A 15,578-nucleotide genomic window follows, 5' to 3' on the forward strand; every position below is an offset into this window, starting at 1 on the left:
TCGCACCGGCCCGCGCTTTGCTCAATGCCCGAGCGATTCGATCTTGCCTGCCGGCTGCGTCACGCCATGCGGCCGCGCCATCTGCTTGATCAGCAGCGCGACACAGGCGAGCAAGCCCGCGACGGCGATCGTCGCGAACACGCCCGCGAACGAGAAATGACGGCGCGTCAGCTCGGCGACGAGGAACGATCCCGCAATCCCGCCGAAGCGGCCAACGCCAAGCATCCATGCGACACCCGTGCCGCGCCCTTCAGTCGGATAGAACGCGGCGGCGAGCGCCGGCATCGACGATTGCGCGGTGTTCATCAGCACGCCGGCCACGAACACGACCAGCACGAGCAGCCCGACGTTACCGGCAGCCTGCCCGATCGCATAGACGCTCACGGCCGTCAGCGCGTAGCACACGGCGATTACGCGGTTCGCGTTGAAGCGGTCCATCAGCACGCCGCACAGCACCGCGCCCACGCCGCCGAGCGGGAACAGCGCGGAGATCAGCGTCGCGCTCTTCGGCGTCAGGCCGGCATCCTTCAGCAGAATCGGCATCCAGTTGATCGACGCGTAGAAGATCACGAGCCCCATGAAGTACGCGAGCCACAACATCACCGAGCCGACGAGGTACGAGCGCGACAGCACGACGCCGAGGCCCTTGCTGCCGGTCTGCGGCGCGGTCTCCGTCATCGCGAACGAGCCGGCGTTCAGCGCATCGCGCGAGATGCGCGCGAGGGTGGCCCGGATCCTGTCGACGTGCTGACCGCTCGCGACCATGAAGCGCACCGATTCCGGCATCTTCAGCAGCAACAGCACGCCGAGCAGCAGCGGCGTCACGCCGCCGAGGATCAGCACGCTGCGCCAGCCGAAATGCGGAATCATCCATGCAGCCAGGAACCCGCCGAACGCGGCGCCGAGCGGGAAACCGCAGAACATCAGGTTGATCACGGTTGCACGGCGCTTGTCGGGGCAGAACTCGCCCATCATCGTGACCGCGTTCGGCATCGCCGCGCCCAGCCCGACGCCGGTGATGAAGCGCAGGATCGTCAGGTGCCCGATGGTCGTCGAGAATGCGGACATCAGGCATGCGACGCCGAACAGGAATACCGAGCCGAGCAGCAGCGAGCGGCGCCCGAGTTTGTCGGACAGCGGGCCCGACACGAGCGCGCCGCACGCGAGGCCGAACAGCGCGGCGCTCAGCACCGGCGCAAGATCAGGTTTGGTGAGGTTCCATTCGCCGAGCAGCGACGGCGCGATGAAGCCGATCGCGGCCGTATCGAAGCCGTCGAGCAGCACGATCACGAAACACATGAGGAACACGAGCCATTGAAAACCGCCGAACGGCTGCTCGTTGATGAAGGTCTGGACATCGACCACGGGTGTGCGATTCATCGCTAGTCTCCTGTGTCGATCCAAGTTAGCGCTTTAGCGCTTACTTGGATCCCATGCTTCGCGGTCGATCCAAGCCGGCGCTTTAGCGCTTGCCCGGATCCCATGCAAAGCCACTATGTTTATAAGCGACGCGGCCTCGGAACCGCGTCTTGCCTTTGTTCGCGCACCGGCCATCCGGTGCGCCGCGCGCCGATACTCTGCCGGCGCGTTCGTTCATCGTCGACGGCCCACCAACCGTCAGCGGGCCTTGACTCAAGCTCGGACTACGCCCGGCGCTTAACCGGCGGCCCCATCTTGTTCCTTGAAGATCTTGTCCGCGAGATGGAACGCGGAATTCGCGGCTGGCACGCCGCAATAGATCGCGGTCTGCAGCAGCACTTCCTTGATCTCGTCGCGCGTCACGCCGTTGTTGCGCGCGGCCCGCAGGTGCAGCGCCAGTTCCTCGCCGCGGTTCAGCGCCACCATCATCGCGATGGTCAGCAGGCTGCGCGTATGGCGCGGCAGGCCGTCGCGCGTCCAGATCTCGCCCCATGCATAGCGCGTGATCAGGTTCTGGAATTCGTCGGTCACCTCGGTGCGGTTCTCGATCGAACGGTCGACGTGCGCGTCGCCGAGCACCGCGCGACGCACCTTCATCCCTGCTTCATAACGTTCCTGGTCGTCCATCGCCGGGGCCTCACGCAATCAGGAAATCGAGCAGCGCGCGGTTGAAGCCGTCGGTGCACTCGATGTTTGAAATATGCGCGGCGTCGAATTCGACGTGCTGCGCACCCGGAATCGCGGCGGCAAGCGCGCGGCCCTGGTCGGGCGGCGTCGACATGTCCTTCGCGCCGGTCACGACGAGCACCGGCAGCGCGATGCCCTTCACTTCCTCGCGCAGGTCGGCTGCGTTCAGCGCATCGCAGTTCGCCGCATAGCCGTCCTTGTCGGTATGCACGAAGGTGTCGCGGATCGCATCGAACAGGCGCGGCTCACGCTCGACGAACGCGTCCGTGAACCAGCGCGGCAGCACGGCGTCGGCGAGCGCAGCCATCCCTTCGGCACGCGCCTTCTGCGCACGCGGCGCCCACACTTCCGGCGAACCGATCTTCGCAGCGGTGTTCGACAGCACGGCGCGAACGATACGCGACGGGAAGCGTGCGGCCAGCGCCGCACCCGTCAGCCCGCCCATCGAGATCCCGCAGAAATGCGCGCGCGCGATGCCGACGTGGTCGAGCAGGCCGATCACGTCGCCGGCGAGCTGCTCGATCGTGTACGAACCGGCCGGCGCATCGGAATGGCCGTGGCCGCGCGTGTCGTAGCGCAGGATGTTGAAGTGCTGCGTGAGCGGGCGGATCTGCGGCGCCCACATCTGCAGGTCGGCGCCGAGCGAGTTCGAGAAGACGAGCCACGGCGCGTCGTCGCGCGCGGCACGGTCGATCCGGTAATGCAGTTTCACGCCGTTGACAGTGGCGAAAGGCATCTTGTTCTCCTGGTTATTGCGCGCCCGCGTGCAGCGCGAGCACGGCGTCGACATAGGCCTGCGCCTCGCCGACGTAATGAGCGGGATCGAGCAGCCGCGCGAGCGCGTCGCGCGACAGGTGCGCCGATACGGTCGCATCGGCAGCGAGCACGTCGAACAGCGTCGCGCCCGTGCGCACGGCTTCCTTCGACGCATGTTCGACGACGTGATGCGCGTCGAGCCGGCCGATCTTGTCGCCGAGCGCGAGCATCACCGCTTCGCCGAGAATCAGCCCGCGCGTCAGGTCGAGGTTCGCGGCCAAGCGTTCGGCGTTCACGTCGAGGCCCGCGACGATCTGCGCGATCTGCGCGAGCGCGCCGCCGGTCAGGCGCGCGAGATCGGGCAGCGCATCCCATTCGGCCTGCCAGCCGCCGAGTGCGCGCTCATGTTCCTGGACCATGCCCGCGAACACGGTTGCGACGAGGTTCGGCGCGCGTACGGCGGCGGTAAGCACCGCCGCGCAGCCGACCGGGTTGCGCTTGTGCGGCATCGTCGACGAGCCGCCCTTGCCGGCGGCGGCCGGTTCGCCGAGCTCGCCGACTTCGGTCTGCATCTGCAGCGACACGTCGCGCGCGATCTTGCCGAGCGTACCGGTCAGCATCCCGAAGCAGGATGCGGCTTCCGCGATGCGATCGCGCTGCGTGTGCCACGGCACGGCCGGTACCGCGAGCTTGAGGTCCGCCGCAAGCGCGGCCGTGACGCCGGCCGCGTGCTCGCGCAGGCTCGCGAGCGTGCCGGCCGCGCCACCGAACTGCAGCACGAGCGCACGCTCGCGCAATTCGGCGAAGCGCGCGCGATGGCGCAGCAACGCGTCGAGCCATTGCGCGAATTTCAGGCCGAGCGTGATCGGCAGTGCCTGCTGCAACCACGTGCGGCCGATCATCGGCGTCGCACGATGCGCGCACGCGAGCGTCGCAAGCGACGCACACGCTTCGTCGAGCATCGGCTCGAGCACGTCGAGCGTGTCGCGCAACTGCAGCACAGTGGCGGTATCGATGATGTCCTGGCTCGTCGCCCCCCAGTGCACGAACTTCGCGGCCTCGGGGTCGTCGGCCTTCACCTGCGCGGTGAGCTGCTTGACGAGCGGAATCGCGAGATTGCCGCCGAGCGCCGCGCCATGTGCGAGTGCCTCGGCGTCGAGCCGGCTTGCATCGCACGCGCGTTCGATCGGCGCGACCGCGGCCGCGGGAATCACCTGCTGCGCGGCAAGCGCACGCGCGAGCGCGGCTTCGACGTCGAGCATCCGCTGGATCGTCGCGCGGGGCGACCAGATCCGGTTGAGCGGCTCGGTGCCGCAGATGAGGGAGGTCAGGCGGGCGCTGTCTTCGAGCATGGCATCAGATTGGGGAAACGGCGTGCGCCTATTGTCCACCCAAGCGCGCCGGCATGCGCGCAAGCGCACGCGCCGGCACGCTCGCGGTTCAGGCAGCGGCCTTTTGCGTCGCGTCGATCAGCGGCACGCCGGTCAGCTTCTGCAGTTCGTCGAACGACAGGTCGGTGAAGATCTCGCTCACCGCGAGGCCGTCGGCCGTCACGTCGAGCACGGCGAGATCCGTATAGATGCGGCTCACGCACTGCACGCCGGTAACCGGATACGAGCACTGCGCGACGATCTTGCTCTCGCCCTGCTTCGTCAGGTGCTCCATCATCACGAACACCTGCTTCGCGCCGATCGCGAGATCCATCGCGCCGCCGACGGCCGGAATCGCATCGGGCGCGCCCGTATGCCAGTTCGCGAGGTCGCCGGTCGCGGACACCTGGAACGCGCCGAGCACGCAGTAGTCGAGGTGGCCGCCGCGCATCATCGCGAACGAATCCGCGTGGTGGAAATACGCGCCGCCGGTGAGCAGCGTCACGTGCTGCTTGCCGGCGTTGATCAGTTCGTCGTCTTCCTCGCCGGGCGCGGGCGCCGGGCCCATGCCGAGCAGCCCGTTCTCGCTGTGCAGGAAGATTTCCTTGCTCGGGTCGAGGTGGTTCGCCACCAGCGTCGGCACGCCGATGCCGAGGTTCACGTACGCGCCTTCGGGGATGTCCTGGGCGACGCGCTTGGCCATTTCATCGCGGGTCAGTCGTTTCATGTCGGGTCTCCTCAGGCGGCTTGCGATGCGTGTTCGGCGGCCAGCTCGGCCGCGTGCGCGGCCTGCGGCACCTCGACGACGCGCTGGACGAAAATGCCCGGCGTCACGATGTGTTCCGGGTTCAGCGCGCCGAGCGGAACGACTTCCGACACCTGCACGATCGCGACCTTCGCGGCGCTGGCCATGATCGGCCCGAAGTTGCGCGCGGTCTTGCGATACACGAGATTGCCCCAGCGATCGCCCTTGTATGCCTTCACGAGCGCGAAATCGGCGTGGATCGGCGTCTCGAACACATACGGCTTGCCGTCGATCACGCGCGTTTCCTTGCCTTCCGCGAGCTTGGTGCCGTAGCCGGTCGGCGTGAAGAAGCCGCCGATGCCGGCGCCCGCCGCGCGAATGCGCTCCGCGAGGTTGCCCTGCGGCACGAGCTCCAGCTCGATCTCGCCGGCGCGGTACAGCCCATCGAACACCTGCGAGTCGCTCTGGCGCGGGAACGAGCAGATGATCTTGCGTACCTGCTTCGCCTTCAGCAGTGCCGCGAGGCCCGTCTCGCCGTTGCCTGCGTTGTTGTTGACGATCGTCAGGTCGCGCGCGCCCTGTTCGATCAGCGCGTCGATCAGCTCGGACGGCATGCCTGCCGTGCCGAAGCCGCCGATCATGATTGTCGCGCCGTCGTGGATGTCGGCCACCGCCGACTGAAGCGATTCGAAAATCTTGTTGACCATGTCTCTTCCTGATACGAACCCGCGGCTCGATGCGCGGCCTGTCGAGGGGACACGCGCGTGCCGCGTGCCGCGCCGGGGCCGATATCGACTCCGGTATTTGTTCGCTATTCGAACCTAGATTCGATTAGCGAACGATGGCCGATCATAGAGTCGCGCACAGCGCGTTGTCAAGGCGGGTTCCCTCGGGGGCCGCTGCGTCGTCGAACGGCAGCCCGACGTAGTTTTCGGCGAGCGACTGCGCGGCGGCCCGCGAGCGCGTCACGTATTTCAGCTCGGCAAACTTCAGGCGATTGACGAACGGCGAGTCTTCCGGCGACGAATGCAGCATGTTCGTCATGAAGTACGAGAAGTGCTCGGCGCGCCACACACGCTCGAGGCAGGTCGCCGAATACGTGTCGAGCAGCGTCGCGTCACCGTTGCGGTAGCGCGCACCGAGCGCGCGGGACAGCGCGCGGACGTCGGCCACCGCCAGGTTCATCCCTTTCGCGCCGGTCGGCGGCACGATGTGCGCGGCATCGCCGGCGAGGAACAGGCGCCCGTGCTGCATCGTCTCGGACACGAAGCTGCGCATCGGCGTCACGCTTTTCTGCGTGATCCGGCCCTCGGTCGGCGTCCAGCCGGTGTCGTTCGAGAAGCGCGTGTGCAATTCGTCCCAGATCCGCGTATCCGACCATTCGGTCAGGTCTTCGTCGGGTTTGCATTGCAGGTACAGGCGCGTGACCGTCGGCGAGCGCATCGAGAACAGCGCGAAGCCGTTGTCGTGATGCGCGTAGACGAGCTCGTCGAGCGACGGCGCCGCGTCGGCGAGGATGCCGAGCCACGCGAACGGATAGACGCGCTCGAACGTGTTCAGCCGTTCGGCCGGAATCGTCTGGCGCGCGATGCCATGGAAGCCGTCGCAGCCGGCAATGTAGTCGCAGTCGATGCGGTCTTCGCGGCCGTCGGCATGCTTGAACGTGACGAACGGGTGCTCGCCTTCGACGTCGTGCAACGCGACGTCGCTGACTTCGAAGTGCATCGCGTGGCCGTGCTCGACGCCGGCCGCGATCAGGTCGCGCACCACTTCGTGCTGGCTGTAGACGGTGATCGCGCGCCCGCCGGTGAGCGCGGACAGGTCGATGCGATGGCGCTGGCCCGAGAACAGCAGCTCGATGCCGTGGTGTTCGAGCCCTTCGCGGCGCATCCGGTCGCCGAGGCCGGCTTCGTTCAGCGTGTCGACCGTGCCCTGCTCCAGCACGCCGGCGCGGATGCGGTTCTCGCAGTATTCGCGCGAACGCGCTTCGACGAGGATGGAATCGACGCCTTGCAGGCGCAGCAGATGGGAAAGCAAAAGGCCGGACGGACCGGCGCCGATGATGGCGACCTGGGTGCGCATTGTTCGTCTCCTGAACATTAATTCGAATCGTCGAACACATTTGAGCGCTTTCCCGACTATGCGGCAACGCGATTCAGGAGATATGTTGTATACGTTTTGACGATACTGGCCTGGCGATGGATGCGCTCGATCTGAACCTCATTCCCTACCTCGTCGCGCTCGACGACACGCGCAACGTGAGCCGCGCGGGCGACCTGCTCGGCGTCAGCCAGCCGCGCGTGAGCACGGCGCTCGGCCGCCTGCGCGAGTACTTCGGCGATCCGCTGTTCGTGCGCACGTCGCGCGGGATGGAGCCGACACCGCGTGCGCTCGCGCTGCTGCCGGCCGCCCGCGACGCGCTCGCGCAGATCGAGCGCGGCCTCGTCGCGCCGCACGACTTCGACCCGGCCGCGAGCACGCATACGTTCTCGATCGCGCTGTCGGACGTCGGCGAGATCGTGTTCCTGCCGAAGCTGCTGCAGGCGTTCGCGACGCGCGCGCCGCACGCGAACCTGCGTTCGGTCTCGCTCGCGCACGACGAAGTCGGTCGCGGCCTCGAAGCCGGGTCGATCGATCTCGCGGTCGGCTACTTCCCCGATCTCGACGGCAACAACTTCTTCCAGCAACGGTTGTTCACGCACCGGTTCGTGTGCCTGATGCGGCGCGGCCATCCGTTCGAACAGGCGCCGCCGTTCACGGTCGAGCAGTTCCTCACGTGCGGGCACGCGGTGGTGCGCGCCGAAGGCCGCAGCCAGGAGGTGCTCGAGAAATATCTCGCGAAGCAGCGCATGCAGCGCCGCGCGGTGCTCGAGACGCCCCACTTCATGAGCCTGCCGTTCATCCTGAGCCGCACCGACCTGATCGCGACGGTGCCGCATGCGATCGGCTATGCGTACGCGGCCGAGCATGCGTTCATCGTGCCCGTCGAGCCGCCGCTCGCGCTGCCGCGCTTCGACCTGAAGCAACACTGGCATCGCAAGTACCACAACGATCCGCGCACCGCGTGGCTGCGCGGCGTCGTCGCGTCGCTGTTCAACGACGAGCAGGACGAATGGCCGAAGTGAGTGCCAGGGCCCGTTCGCGCCAAGGTCTGGCCCCAGGCCTCGCACGCGACCCGCGAAAGCATGAAACAATGCCCGGATTCCGCGCCGCCCCGGCGGCGGCATTCGATGGAGCAGATAGATGGGTAAAAAGAAGTCCGCACGGCCCGAGCCGACCGCATCCCGCCCGAGCCGTGACGAAGCAGAAGACGCAGTCCGCGTGCTGTTGCGCTGGGCCGGCGACGATCCCGCGCGCGAAGGCCTGATCGACACGCCCGCACGCGTCGTGCGCGCCTATGAGCAGTTCTTCGCCGGCTATGCGCTGGAGCCGCGCGACATCCTCGCGCGCACGTTCAGCGAAGTCGATGGCTACGACGAAATGATCGTGCTGAAGGACATCCGCTTCGAGAGCTACTGCGAGCACCACATGGTGCCGATCATCGGCCGCGCACACGTCGCGTATCTGCCGAACCATCGCGTGGTCGGCATCTCGAAGCTCGCGCGCCTCGTCGACGCGTTCGCGAAGCGCCTGCAGATCCAGGAAAAGATGACCGTGCAGATCGCCGACACGCTGTTCGACGTGCTGCAGCCGAAGGGCGTCGGCGTGATCCTCGAAGCCGCGCACCAGTGCATCTCGACGCGCGGCGTGCACAAGCCGGGGGTCGAGATGGTCACGTCGCGCATGCTCGGTACGTTCCGCACCGATCCGTCGACCCGGCGCGAATTCCTGTCGATCGTCGCGAATCCTTCCTCGGTCAATCTGACGAACACGTAATGGCGCAGACGAAGCAAGCGGCGCACGCGCCCGTCGTGCTGGTGACCGGCGCCGCGCGCCGGGCCGGGCGCGCGTTCGCCGAGTATTTCGCCGCGCACGGCTACCGCACCGCGGTGCATTACGACCGTTCGGCCGATGCCGCGCAGGCAGCGGCCCGCGCGATCGCCGAACGCGGGCACGATTCGGTGGCGTTGCAGGCCGACCTGTCGGACGCCGCGCAGATCACCGCGCTGATCGACCAGGTGTACGCACGCTTCGGGCGCCTCGACGTGCTCGTCAACAATGCGTCGGTATTCTGGCAGGACCATTTCCCGAGCTTCGACCTCGCGGCATTCGACCAGGCGTGGGCCGTCAACTGCCGCGCGCCGATCCTGCTCACGCGCGCGTTCTATGAACGGGCCCGTGCGGCCGGCACGCAGGGTGTCGTCGTGAATGTGGTCGACCAGAAGATCAAGGAAAACTTTCACCGCGATCATTTCAGTTACACGGTCGCGAAGGCCGCGCTCGGCAACCTCACGCAGATGCTCGCGCTGTCGTCCGCGCCGGTGTTGCGCGTGAATGCGGTGTTCCCCGGCCTGATGCTGCCGAGCGACGACCAGACGCAGGCCGACTTCGAACACGCGAGCCGCGCATCGACGCCGCTCGCGCGCATCGCGGGCCCCGACGACGTCGCGAGCGCGATCCTGATGCTGACCGGCAACGCGTACAACGGTGTGGATTTCGTCGTCGATGCGGGGCAGAACCTGATCCGCGTCGACCAGGACGTGCTGTACAAGCACCGCGCGCCCGACGGCAAGCACTGACCGACGCGCGCGGCGGCCGCCGCGCGCCGCGTTACGGCTTCTCGGCGCTCCCGCCTTCGCGTACCTTGCCCTGCGCGACGCTCGTGCCGGGCGGCACGCTGTGCGTGAGCCACACGTTGCCGCCGATCACCGAACCGCGCCCGATCGTCACGCGGCCGAGAATCGTCGCACCCGCGTAGATCACCACGTCGTCCTCGACGATCGGGTGCCGGGCATTGCCCTTGACCAGCGCACCTTCGCCATCGGCCGGGAAGCTCTTCGCGCCGAGCGTGACGGCCTGGTACACGCGCACGCGCTCGCCGATGATCGCCGTCTCGCCGATCACGACGCCCGTGCCGTGGTCGATGAAGAAGCTCGGGCCGATCTGCGCACCCGGGTGGATGTCGATGCCGGTAGCCGAGTGGGCGATTTCATTGATGAACCGGGCCAGCAGCGGCACACCAAGCCGGTGCAGCGCATGCGCGAGCCGGTGATGCATCATCGCCAGCACGCCCGGGTAGCACAGCAGGATCTCGGTGATGTGCTGCGCGGCCGGATCGCCCGCATACGCGGCCTGGATATCGCTGACGAGCAGCGCACGGACCGCCGGCAACTGCCGGCCGAATTCGCGCGCGATCTCGAACGCGCGTTCGTCGAGTTCGGCGAACGGCGTATCGGCATGCTCGGGCAGGAACGGCAGCGCACGGCGGATCTGTTCGGACAAAATGCGCAGCGTGCTTTCGAGCGTGTGGCCGACGTAGAAATCGACGCTTTCGTCGGTCAGATCCGGTGCGCCGTAGTGCGTCGGAAACATCGACGCGCGCAGGCCGGTCACAATCTTGCAGATTGCATCGCGCGACGGCAGTTCGCGGATGCCGCGCGGATGGCGCGTGCGATGGAGTTCCTCGCGCGACTCGCGCAAGCCGGCGACGATTTCTTCAAGGCCCCACTGACGGGCGGGTGATGTCGACATATGCCAATGCAGGCGGCCGCGCTCGGTCGCACGGCCGCTAATAAAGTGACGGGTTCCGCAAGATTACCGCGTTTTTTGTCCGGGAGCGGCACGCCAGGGCTCGGCCGGACGGCCGATGGTGCCGAATCGCGGCGGCGTCAGATCGTGATGCTGCTCGCGTCGATCCAACGCACGGCCCAGTCGCGCGCGTGCGCGATTGCGTCGCCTTCGTCGTTGAACTGGAGCTCGATCGGAAAAAATCGGTTCGCAACGAGCTCCCCGTCGCTCGATCGGGAGATCACGACGTAGGGCTTGAATGAACCGTCACTGGCGCGCGCGGGCGCGCAGTTCAACAGATAACCGCGGTGCGTGAAGGCAGTAGTCGCTTGCATGAATCCGCCACCTCTAGTCCCTTGCTTTGTTGTTCACTACCCGTCTTTAAGGGTGCTGCGGCCCCCCGGCGCGGGCAGAGGCGGCGCGACCGAATCCCCTGTCGCCGCTTCGCAGGAAAAGAATCATACTCTGTAGAAAACGCGTCTTCTAGCTGAAATAAATCACGACAAATCAGTGCGCGTCGCGCGACCGCGGCGATCGCCCGCGCGCCTTTTCCCGTCACGCCCGGAACGGGATTTGCTTCGATCCGGAACGCTTCGCCGCGAGGAGAGCCGCGATGGAATCATCCGGTCAAACCGATCGTTCGCGTCCGCGCAGCATCGAGCTCGACAACGACGACACGCACGACAGCACGGTCGACACCGACGGCAAGAACCGCGAGGCGTCGCGCCTTGCCGGCGGCGGGCCGATCTCGCCCGACCAGATCACGGGCAGCAACGCGTCGCTCGACAATGCGATGCCGGAAGCCGGCGACGGCTTCGCCGGTTTCGACAGCCGCCCCGGCGGCAATCATCCGGCGTTCGCGCTGCGCGCCGGCTACATGGTGATCGAGAAGGGCTTCGACGCACCGCTACCCGTCAGCGATGCGCAGTTAGGCCCCGTTCACCGGATGTACGGCAGCGCGTACTGGCCCGGCCACCAGCGGCGGCCGGAGCGCGTATTCGAGCTGACGGCCGTACCGAGATAGCCGGCGCGGCGTTTGAATCGATCGTTCGTTTGCGAACCGCCATCGGTCGACAGCCGATGGCTGAGGATCGGCGTGCGCGACTACCGTACGCCGACCGTGCACTGGTCACTACGCGATGCAAAAGCGAACGATTCCGCGCAACGGCACCGGCGATTTCGTGCATGCCGTGAATCGCAGCGACGCACATGCGTTGATCGAGGTCATGTCGAATCGGCTCGATTGCGATTGAATGGCGATGCGGGCGATGCATCCGCGTGACTGTCGCGCCGTGTCGATGCGATCGGCACGCACGGCGATGCGCATGTACGTGCCGCACGCGACACCGATGCTCACGCATGCCTTCCCGCCAACGATGCGAACGACGGCGGCGACCATACCGCACGACACAAGTCGCGCGGCGCGGCATGCGCCACGTGCATGGAACGCGCCGCCGGCACCTCACTGCAAAGTCCCGGCCATTGGTTTACTCTGCCTCGCAGCATTGCGCATTGCCCAGCCCGATCGGCCATCCGGCCGACTTCGTTTCAACCCGCCACTCGGAGACACTATGTACAAGCGTATTCTGGTTGCCGTCGACGGCAGCGACACGTCCCGCCATGCGTTCGATGCCGCACTGGCGCTCGCGAAATCGCACGGCGCCGAACTGCAACCGTTCTACGTCGTCGAGAACGCCGCGATCTACTACAACGTGCCCGGCTACGATCCGTCCGTGCTGCGCGACCAGCTCGTCGCGCAGGGCAACGCACTCGCGAAGGATTTCACCGTGCTGATGCAGGCAGCCGGCGTGAAAGGCGAGACGAAGCTGAGCGAAGCGACATCGCTCAACGACGTATCGTCGCTGATCCTCGACGGCGCGAAAGCGTTCGATGCCGATCTCCTCGTGCTCGGCACGCACGGCCGCCGCGGGTTCCGCCGTCTCGTACTCGGCAGCATCGCCGAGCAATGCGTGCGCCATGCGACGTTGCCCGTGCTGCTGATTCCGGCGGCCGCCAACGTCGACGAACCGGCCGCGTAAGCCGCGTTCGGCATGTGCGGCCGGTCGCGACGTTTTGTCACCCGACAGCGGCAAGTTGCGGTGGGACAATGATTCCGTCGATTCAACGCCGGAGTAAACGATCATGCTGACGCCCGTCGCCACACGTCCCGCCGCCACGCCTCATGCCGGTAGCTGGGCTCCTCGCCAGGCTGCGCACTGCTCGACGTGCGCCATGCGGCACCTGTGCATGCCGCAGGGCCTGGCGCCCGAAGCGCTCAGTCGCCTCGAGTCGGTCATCTGCGCGGCACGCCCCGTCAAGCGCGGCGAAGCGCTGTTCCGCGAAGGCGACGCATTCGACAACCTGTACGCGGTGCGTTCGGGTTCGCTGAAAACGGTCGCGACGCGCCACGACGGCCGCGAGCAGGTCACCGGCCTGCATCTCGCCGGCGAAGCGCTCGGCCTCGACGGCATCTGCGACGACACGCATCCGCGCACCGCGGTCGCGCTGGAAGACAGCTCCGTCTGCGTGATTCCGTACAGCGCGCTCAAAACGCTGTGCTCGGAAGCCGGCTCGATGCAGTTGCGCATGCACAAGCTGATGAGCGAACAGATCGTACGCGAAACGTCGCAAACGATGCTGCTCGGTTCGCTGAATGCCGAAGAACGCGTTGCGGCCTTCCTGCTCGACGTATCGTCGCGTTACCTGAAGCGCGGTTACTCGCCGTCGGAATTCAACCTGCGGATGACGCGCGAAGACATCGGCAGCTACCTCGGCATGACGCTCGAAACGGTCAGCCGCACGCTGTCGAAATTCCAGAAGCGCGGCCTGATCGAAATGCAGGGCCGCCACGTCCAGATCGTCGATTTCGACGGCCTGCATCACGTCTGATGCCGCACGGCGCGCACCGCTCGCGCGCCGCCTGCATCGCGTCGTCGATCAGTCGAGAAACAGCGCGGCGCGCGCCTTCAGCGCCGCGCTGAAATCGTCGAGCCAGCCGATCGACAAACGCCAGCTCTGCCAGTAAAGGTCGATGTCGATCGTTCGCCCGCGCGACATGTCGACCAGTTCGCCCGCCGCCAGCTGACGGTCGACCATCCGGTCCGGACACATTCCCCATCCCAATCCCGTTTCGCACGCACGCAGGTAGCCCGCGACGTGCGGTATCCAGTGCTGCGGCGGATCGAGATCCGCGCGCGTCACGCGCCGGATGAAACGCGCCTGCAGCCCGTCCTTCGGATTGAACATCACGCACGGCGCGCGGCGCAGCGCATCACGCGTGATGCCCGCGCCGAAGTAGCGTTCGTAGAACGCCGGCGAGCACACCGCGCGATAGCGGATACGCCCGAGCCGCTCCGACCGGCACCCCTGGATTGGCTCGGCCTGCGCGGTCACCGCGCCCTGCACGCTGCCGTCGCGAATGCGCGAGGCCGTGTAATCCTGGTCGTCGATCACGAGGTCGAGCAAGGTCTCGCGCTCCATGCAGAACGGCCCGACCGCGTCGATGAACCACGTCGCGACGCTGTCGTCGTTGACGGCCACGCGCAACGTCGGCCATGCGCTCGCGATCTGGCCGGGCAGCGCCGGCATCCGGCCGCCCAGCTCGGCCTCGAGCAGTTGCACGCGCTCGGTATGCCGGCACAGCAGCGCACCCGACGTCGTCGCGACGCACGGCTGCCCGCGCTTGACGAGCACGCTGCCGACCCGCTCCTCCAGCAATTTCACGCGCTGCGACACGGCCGACGACGTGACGTTCAGCTCCTTGGCCGCACGCTCAAACGAGCCGTGCCGGATCACGGCCGCGAGGGCATCGAGCAACGCGTAGTCGAGCATTAGATTTCCTTAATCTGCATTAGGTGAATTAGCTTCTCTTATTTTCATGCTGACCGCAGACTAGCGCTACCCGATTCATCCGTCTACTGCTTCCACTGCTGTCACCCACCATGAACTGGCTCGCTTTTTCCCACGGCGCCGCACTCTGCGGATCACTCATCGTCACCATCGGCGCGCAGAACGCCTTCGTGCTGCGGCAGGGCATCATGCGCTCGCACGTCGGCAAGATCGTGCTGCTGTGCGCGCTATCCGACATGATCCTGATCGGCGCGGGCGTCGGCGGCGCATCGGCGCTCGTCGAACGCTATCCGACCTTCGTCCACGCGGTGCTGTACGTCGGCCTCGCGTATCTCGCGTGGTTCGGCATCAACGCACTGCGCCGCGCGTTCAAGCCGGGCCACGAAACCCTCGACGTGCGCGGCGACGCGGTCGCACCGCCGCCGCAGAGCGGCCTGGCAATCGTGCTGATGACGCTCGCGTTCACGTGGCTCAACCCGCACGTGTATCTCGACACGTTCCTGCTGATCGGCACGGCTGGCGCACGCGAGCCGGAAGGCGCGCGGCTCGCGTTCGCGATCGGCGCGATGACGGTCAGCGTCGTGTGGTTCCTCGGGCTCGGCTACGGTGCGCGACTGCTGGCGCCGTGGTTCCGCAAGGCGGTGGCGTGGCGCGTGCTGGATGGCGCGATCGGCAGCATGGTGCTGTTCCTAGCGGCCGTGCAGTTGCGCTGACCGGCTCATCGTCACACGGGCGGCCGCTCGCCGCCCGTCGTCCCACCCGCTTTGGCGCAAAGCCGGAGCATCCACCTTCCCCTCCCGCCCGCTTCCGCCCACGCGCCGTTCCGCGTCCCGTCGCGCCAGCCGCGACAAAAATCGGTTCCCGATCGAACGCAGCCACACGAAGTGCTCACGTAACGAACGAGGCGTCCGTCATCCGCGTCAGGTCGTCCGCCATCGCGGCGGTACGCTGCCTGCACGATTCGGAGCGATCGGCGAGAATGTCCGGCGTCCCGCGACAACGGCGTGACCGCACCACGTACCCGTCGTCTCGCCGCGATCGTCTCGGCCCATCCCGCAGTTCCATTCCGTCACCCCGCAGAAATC

The 15,578-nt window shown here is 66.8% G+C and carries 17 protein-coding genes; 7 read left to right on the plus strand and 10 right to left on the minus strand.

What is annotated here, in order from left to right:
• Positions 1-21: 21 nt before the first annotated feature.
• The 7 genes from G3O06_RS09495 to pobA form a co-directional block, all read right to left on the minus strand.
• Entirely contained in the window at positions 22-1,380 is a 1,359-nt protein-coding gene (locus G3O06_RS09495; protein WP_174967825.1) for an MFS transporter, read from the minus strand.
• Between the two features lie 276 nt (positions 1,381-1,656).
• The gene (gene pcaC / locus G3O06_RS09500) at positions 1,657-2,046 is read right to left on the minus strand and encodes a 4-carboxymuconolactone decarboxylase (protein ID WP_011356714.1); all 390 of its coding nucleotides are present in this window, start codon (positions 2,044-2,046) and stop codon (positions 1,657-1,659) included.
• Between the two features lie 10 nt (positions 2,047-2,056).
• The gene (gene pcaD, locus G3O06_RS09505; protein WP_205815839.1) at positions 2,057-2,842 is read right to left on the minus strand and encodes a 3-oxoadipate enol-lactonase; all 786 of its coding nucleotides are present in this window, start codon (positions 2,840-2,842) and stop codon (positions 2,057-2,059) included.
• 13 nt (positions 2,843-2,855) lie between these two features.
• The gene (locus G3O06_RS09510) at positions 2,856-4,214 is read right to left on the minus strand and encodes a 3-carboxy-cis,cis-muconate cycloisomerase (RefSeq protein ID WP_205815840.1); all 1,359 of its coding nucleotides are present in this window, start codon (positions 4,212-4,214) and stop codon (positions 2,856-2,858) included.
• 88 nt (positions 4,215-4,302) lie between these two features.
• Positions 4,303-4,959, minus strand: a complete 657-nt coding sequence (locus tag G3O06_RS09515) for a CoA transferase subunit B (protein ID WP_034189746.1) — start codon at positions 4,957-4,959, stop codon at positions 4,303-4,305.
• A gap of 11 nt (positions 4,960-4,970) precedes the next feature.
• Positions 4,971-5,684, minus strand: a complete 714-nt coding sequence (locus G3O06_RS09520) for a 3-oxoacid CoA-transferase subunit A (RefSeq protein ID WP_085038225.1) — start codon at positions 5,682-5,684, stop codon at positions 4,971-4,973.
• 142 nt (positions 5,685-5,826) lie between these two features.
• Positions 5,827-7,059 (minus strand): 4-hydroxybenzoate 3-monooxygenase, encoded by a 1,233-nt coding sequence (pobA, locus tag G3O06_RS09525; RefSeq protein WP_174967822.1) that lies wholly within the window; start codon positions 7,057-7,059, stop codon positions 5,827-5,829.
• A gap of 116 nt (positions 7,060-7,175) precedes the next feature.
• On the opposite strand from pobA, the gene G3O06_RS09530 reads away from it, so the two are divergent.
• From G3O06_RS09530 to G3O06_RS09540, 3 genes are all read left to right on the plus strand, one after another.
• Positions 7,176-8,102 carry a LysR family transcriptional regulator gene (locus G3O06_RS09530; protein WP_069250399.1) on the plus strand — a complete coding sequence of 309 codons (927 nt, stop codon included), beginning with the start codon at positions 7,176-7,178 and terminating at the stop codon, positions 8,100-8,102.
• 118 nt (positions 8,103-8,220) lie between these two features.
• A complete protein-coding gene (gene folE, locus G3O06_RS09535; protein WP_205815841.1) occupies positions 8,221-8,853 on the plus strand; it encodes a GTP cyclohydrolase I FolE in 633 nt (210 codons plus the stop codon).
• Positions 8,853-9,656: an SDR family oxidoreductase gene (locus G3O06_RS09540; RefSeq protein ID WP_205815842.1), complete on the plus strand. Its 804-nt coding sequence runs from the start codon at positions 8,853-8,855 to the stop codon at positions 9,654-9,656. Before folE ends, G3O06_RS09540 begins: the two co-directional genes overlap by 1 nt.
• Before the next feature lie 31 nt (positions 9,657-9,687).
• On the opposite strand, the gene epsC is transcribed toward G3O06_RS09540, so the two are convergent.
• Both epsC and G3O06_RS09550 read right to left on the minus strand, forming a co-directional pair.
• Positions 9,688-10,608, minus strand: a complete 921-nt coding sequence (gene epsC, locus G3O06_RS09545) for a serine O-acetyltransferase EpsC (RefSeq protein WP_174917940.1) — start codon at positions 10,606-10,608, stop codon at positions 9,688-9,690.
• Positions 10,609-10,745: 137 nt separating this feature from the next.
• Positions 10,746-10,979 carry a hypothetical protein gene (locus G3O06_RS09550; RefSeq protein ID WP_011356723.1) on the minus strand — a complete coding sequence of 78 codons (234 nt, stop codon included), beginning with the start codon at positions 10,977-10,979 and terminating at the stop codon, positions 10,746-10,748.
• Between the two features lie 278 nt (positions 10,980-11,257).
• Here G3O06_RS09550 and G3O06_RS09555 point away from each other — a divergent pair, with 278 nt between their 5' ends.
• The 3 genes from G3O06_RS09555 (at position 11,258) to fnr (ending at position 13,533) form a co-directional block, all read left to right on the plus strand.
• Positions 11,258-11,668, plus strand: coding sequence for a DUF3005 domain-containing protein (locus G3O06_RS09555; RefSeq protein WP_205815843.1), 411 nt, complete (start codon positions 11,258-11,260; stop codon positions 11,666-11,668).
• Positions 11,669-12,215: 547 nt separating this feature from the next.
• A complete protein-coding gene (locus G3O06_RS09560) occupies positions 12,216-12,683 on the plus strand; it encodes a universal stress protein (protein ID WP_174984049.1) in 468 nt (155 codons plus the stop codon).
• Positions 12,684-12,786: 103 nt separating this feature from the next.
• Positions 12,787-13,533, plus strand: a complete 747-nt coding sequence (fnr, locus tag G3O06_RS09565) for a fumarate/nitrate reduction transcriptional regulator Fnr (RefSeq protein ID WP_011356726.1) — start codon at positions 12,787-12,789, stop codon at positions 13,531-13,533.
• 48 nt (positions 13,534-13,581) lie between these two features.
• Here the strand turns inward: fnr and G3O06_RS09570 are convergent, their stop codons facing one another.
• Positions 13,582-14,475: a LysR family transcriptional regulator ArgP gene (locus G3O06_RS09570; protein ID WP_205815844.1), complete on the minus strand. Its 894-nt coding sequence runs from the start codon at positions 14,473-14,475 to the stop codon at positions 13,582-13,584.
• Between the two features lie 110 nt (positions 14,476-14,585).
• On the opposite strand from G3O06_RS09570, the gene G3O06_RS09575 reads away from it, so the two are divergent.
• Complete coding sequence (locus tag G3O06_RS09575; protein WP_085038215.1) at positions 14,586-15,206, plus strand: LysE/ArgO family amino acid transporter; 621 nt, start codon at positions 14,586-14,588, stop codon at positions 15,204-15,206.
• Positions 15,207-15,578: the final 372 nt, after the last annotated feature.

It is taken from the genome of Burkholderia sp. Ac-20345 (genome assembly GCF_017104825.1).
In the GTDB taxonomy this organism is placed as follows: domain Bacteria; phylum Pseudomonadota; class Gammaproteobacteria; order Burkholderiales; family Burkholderiaceae; genus Burkholderia; species Burkholderia lata_B.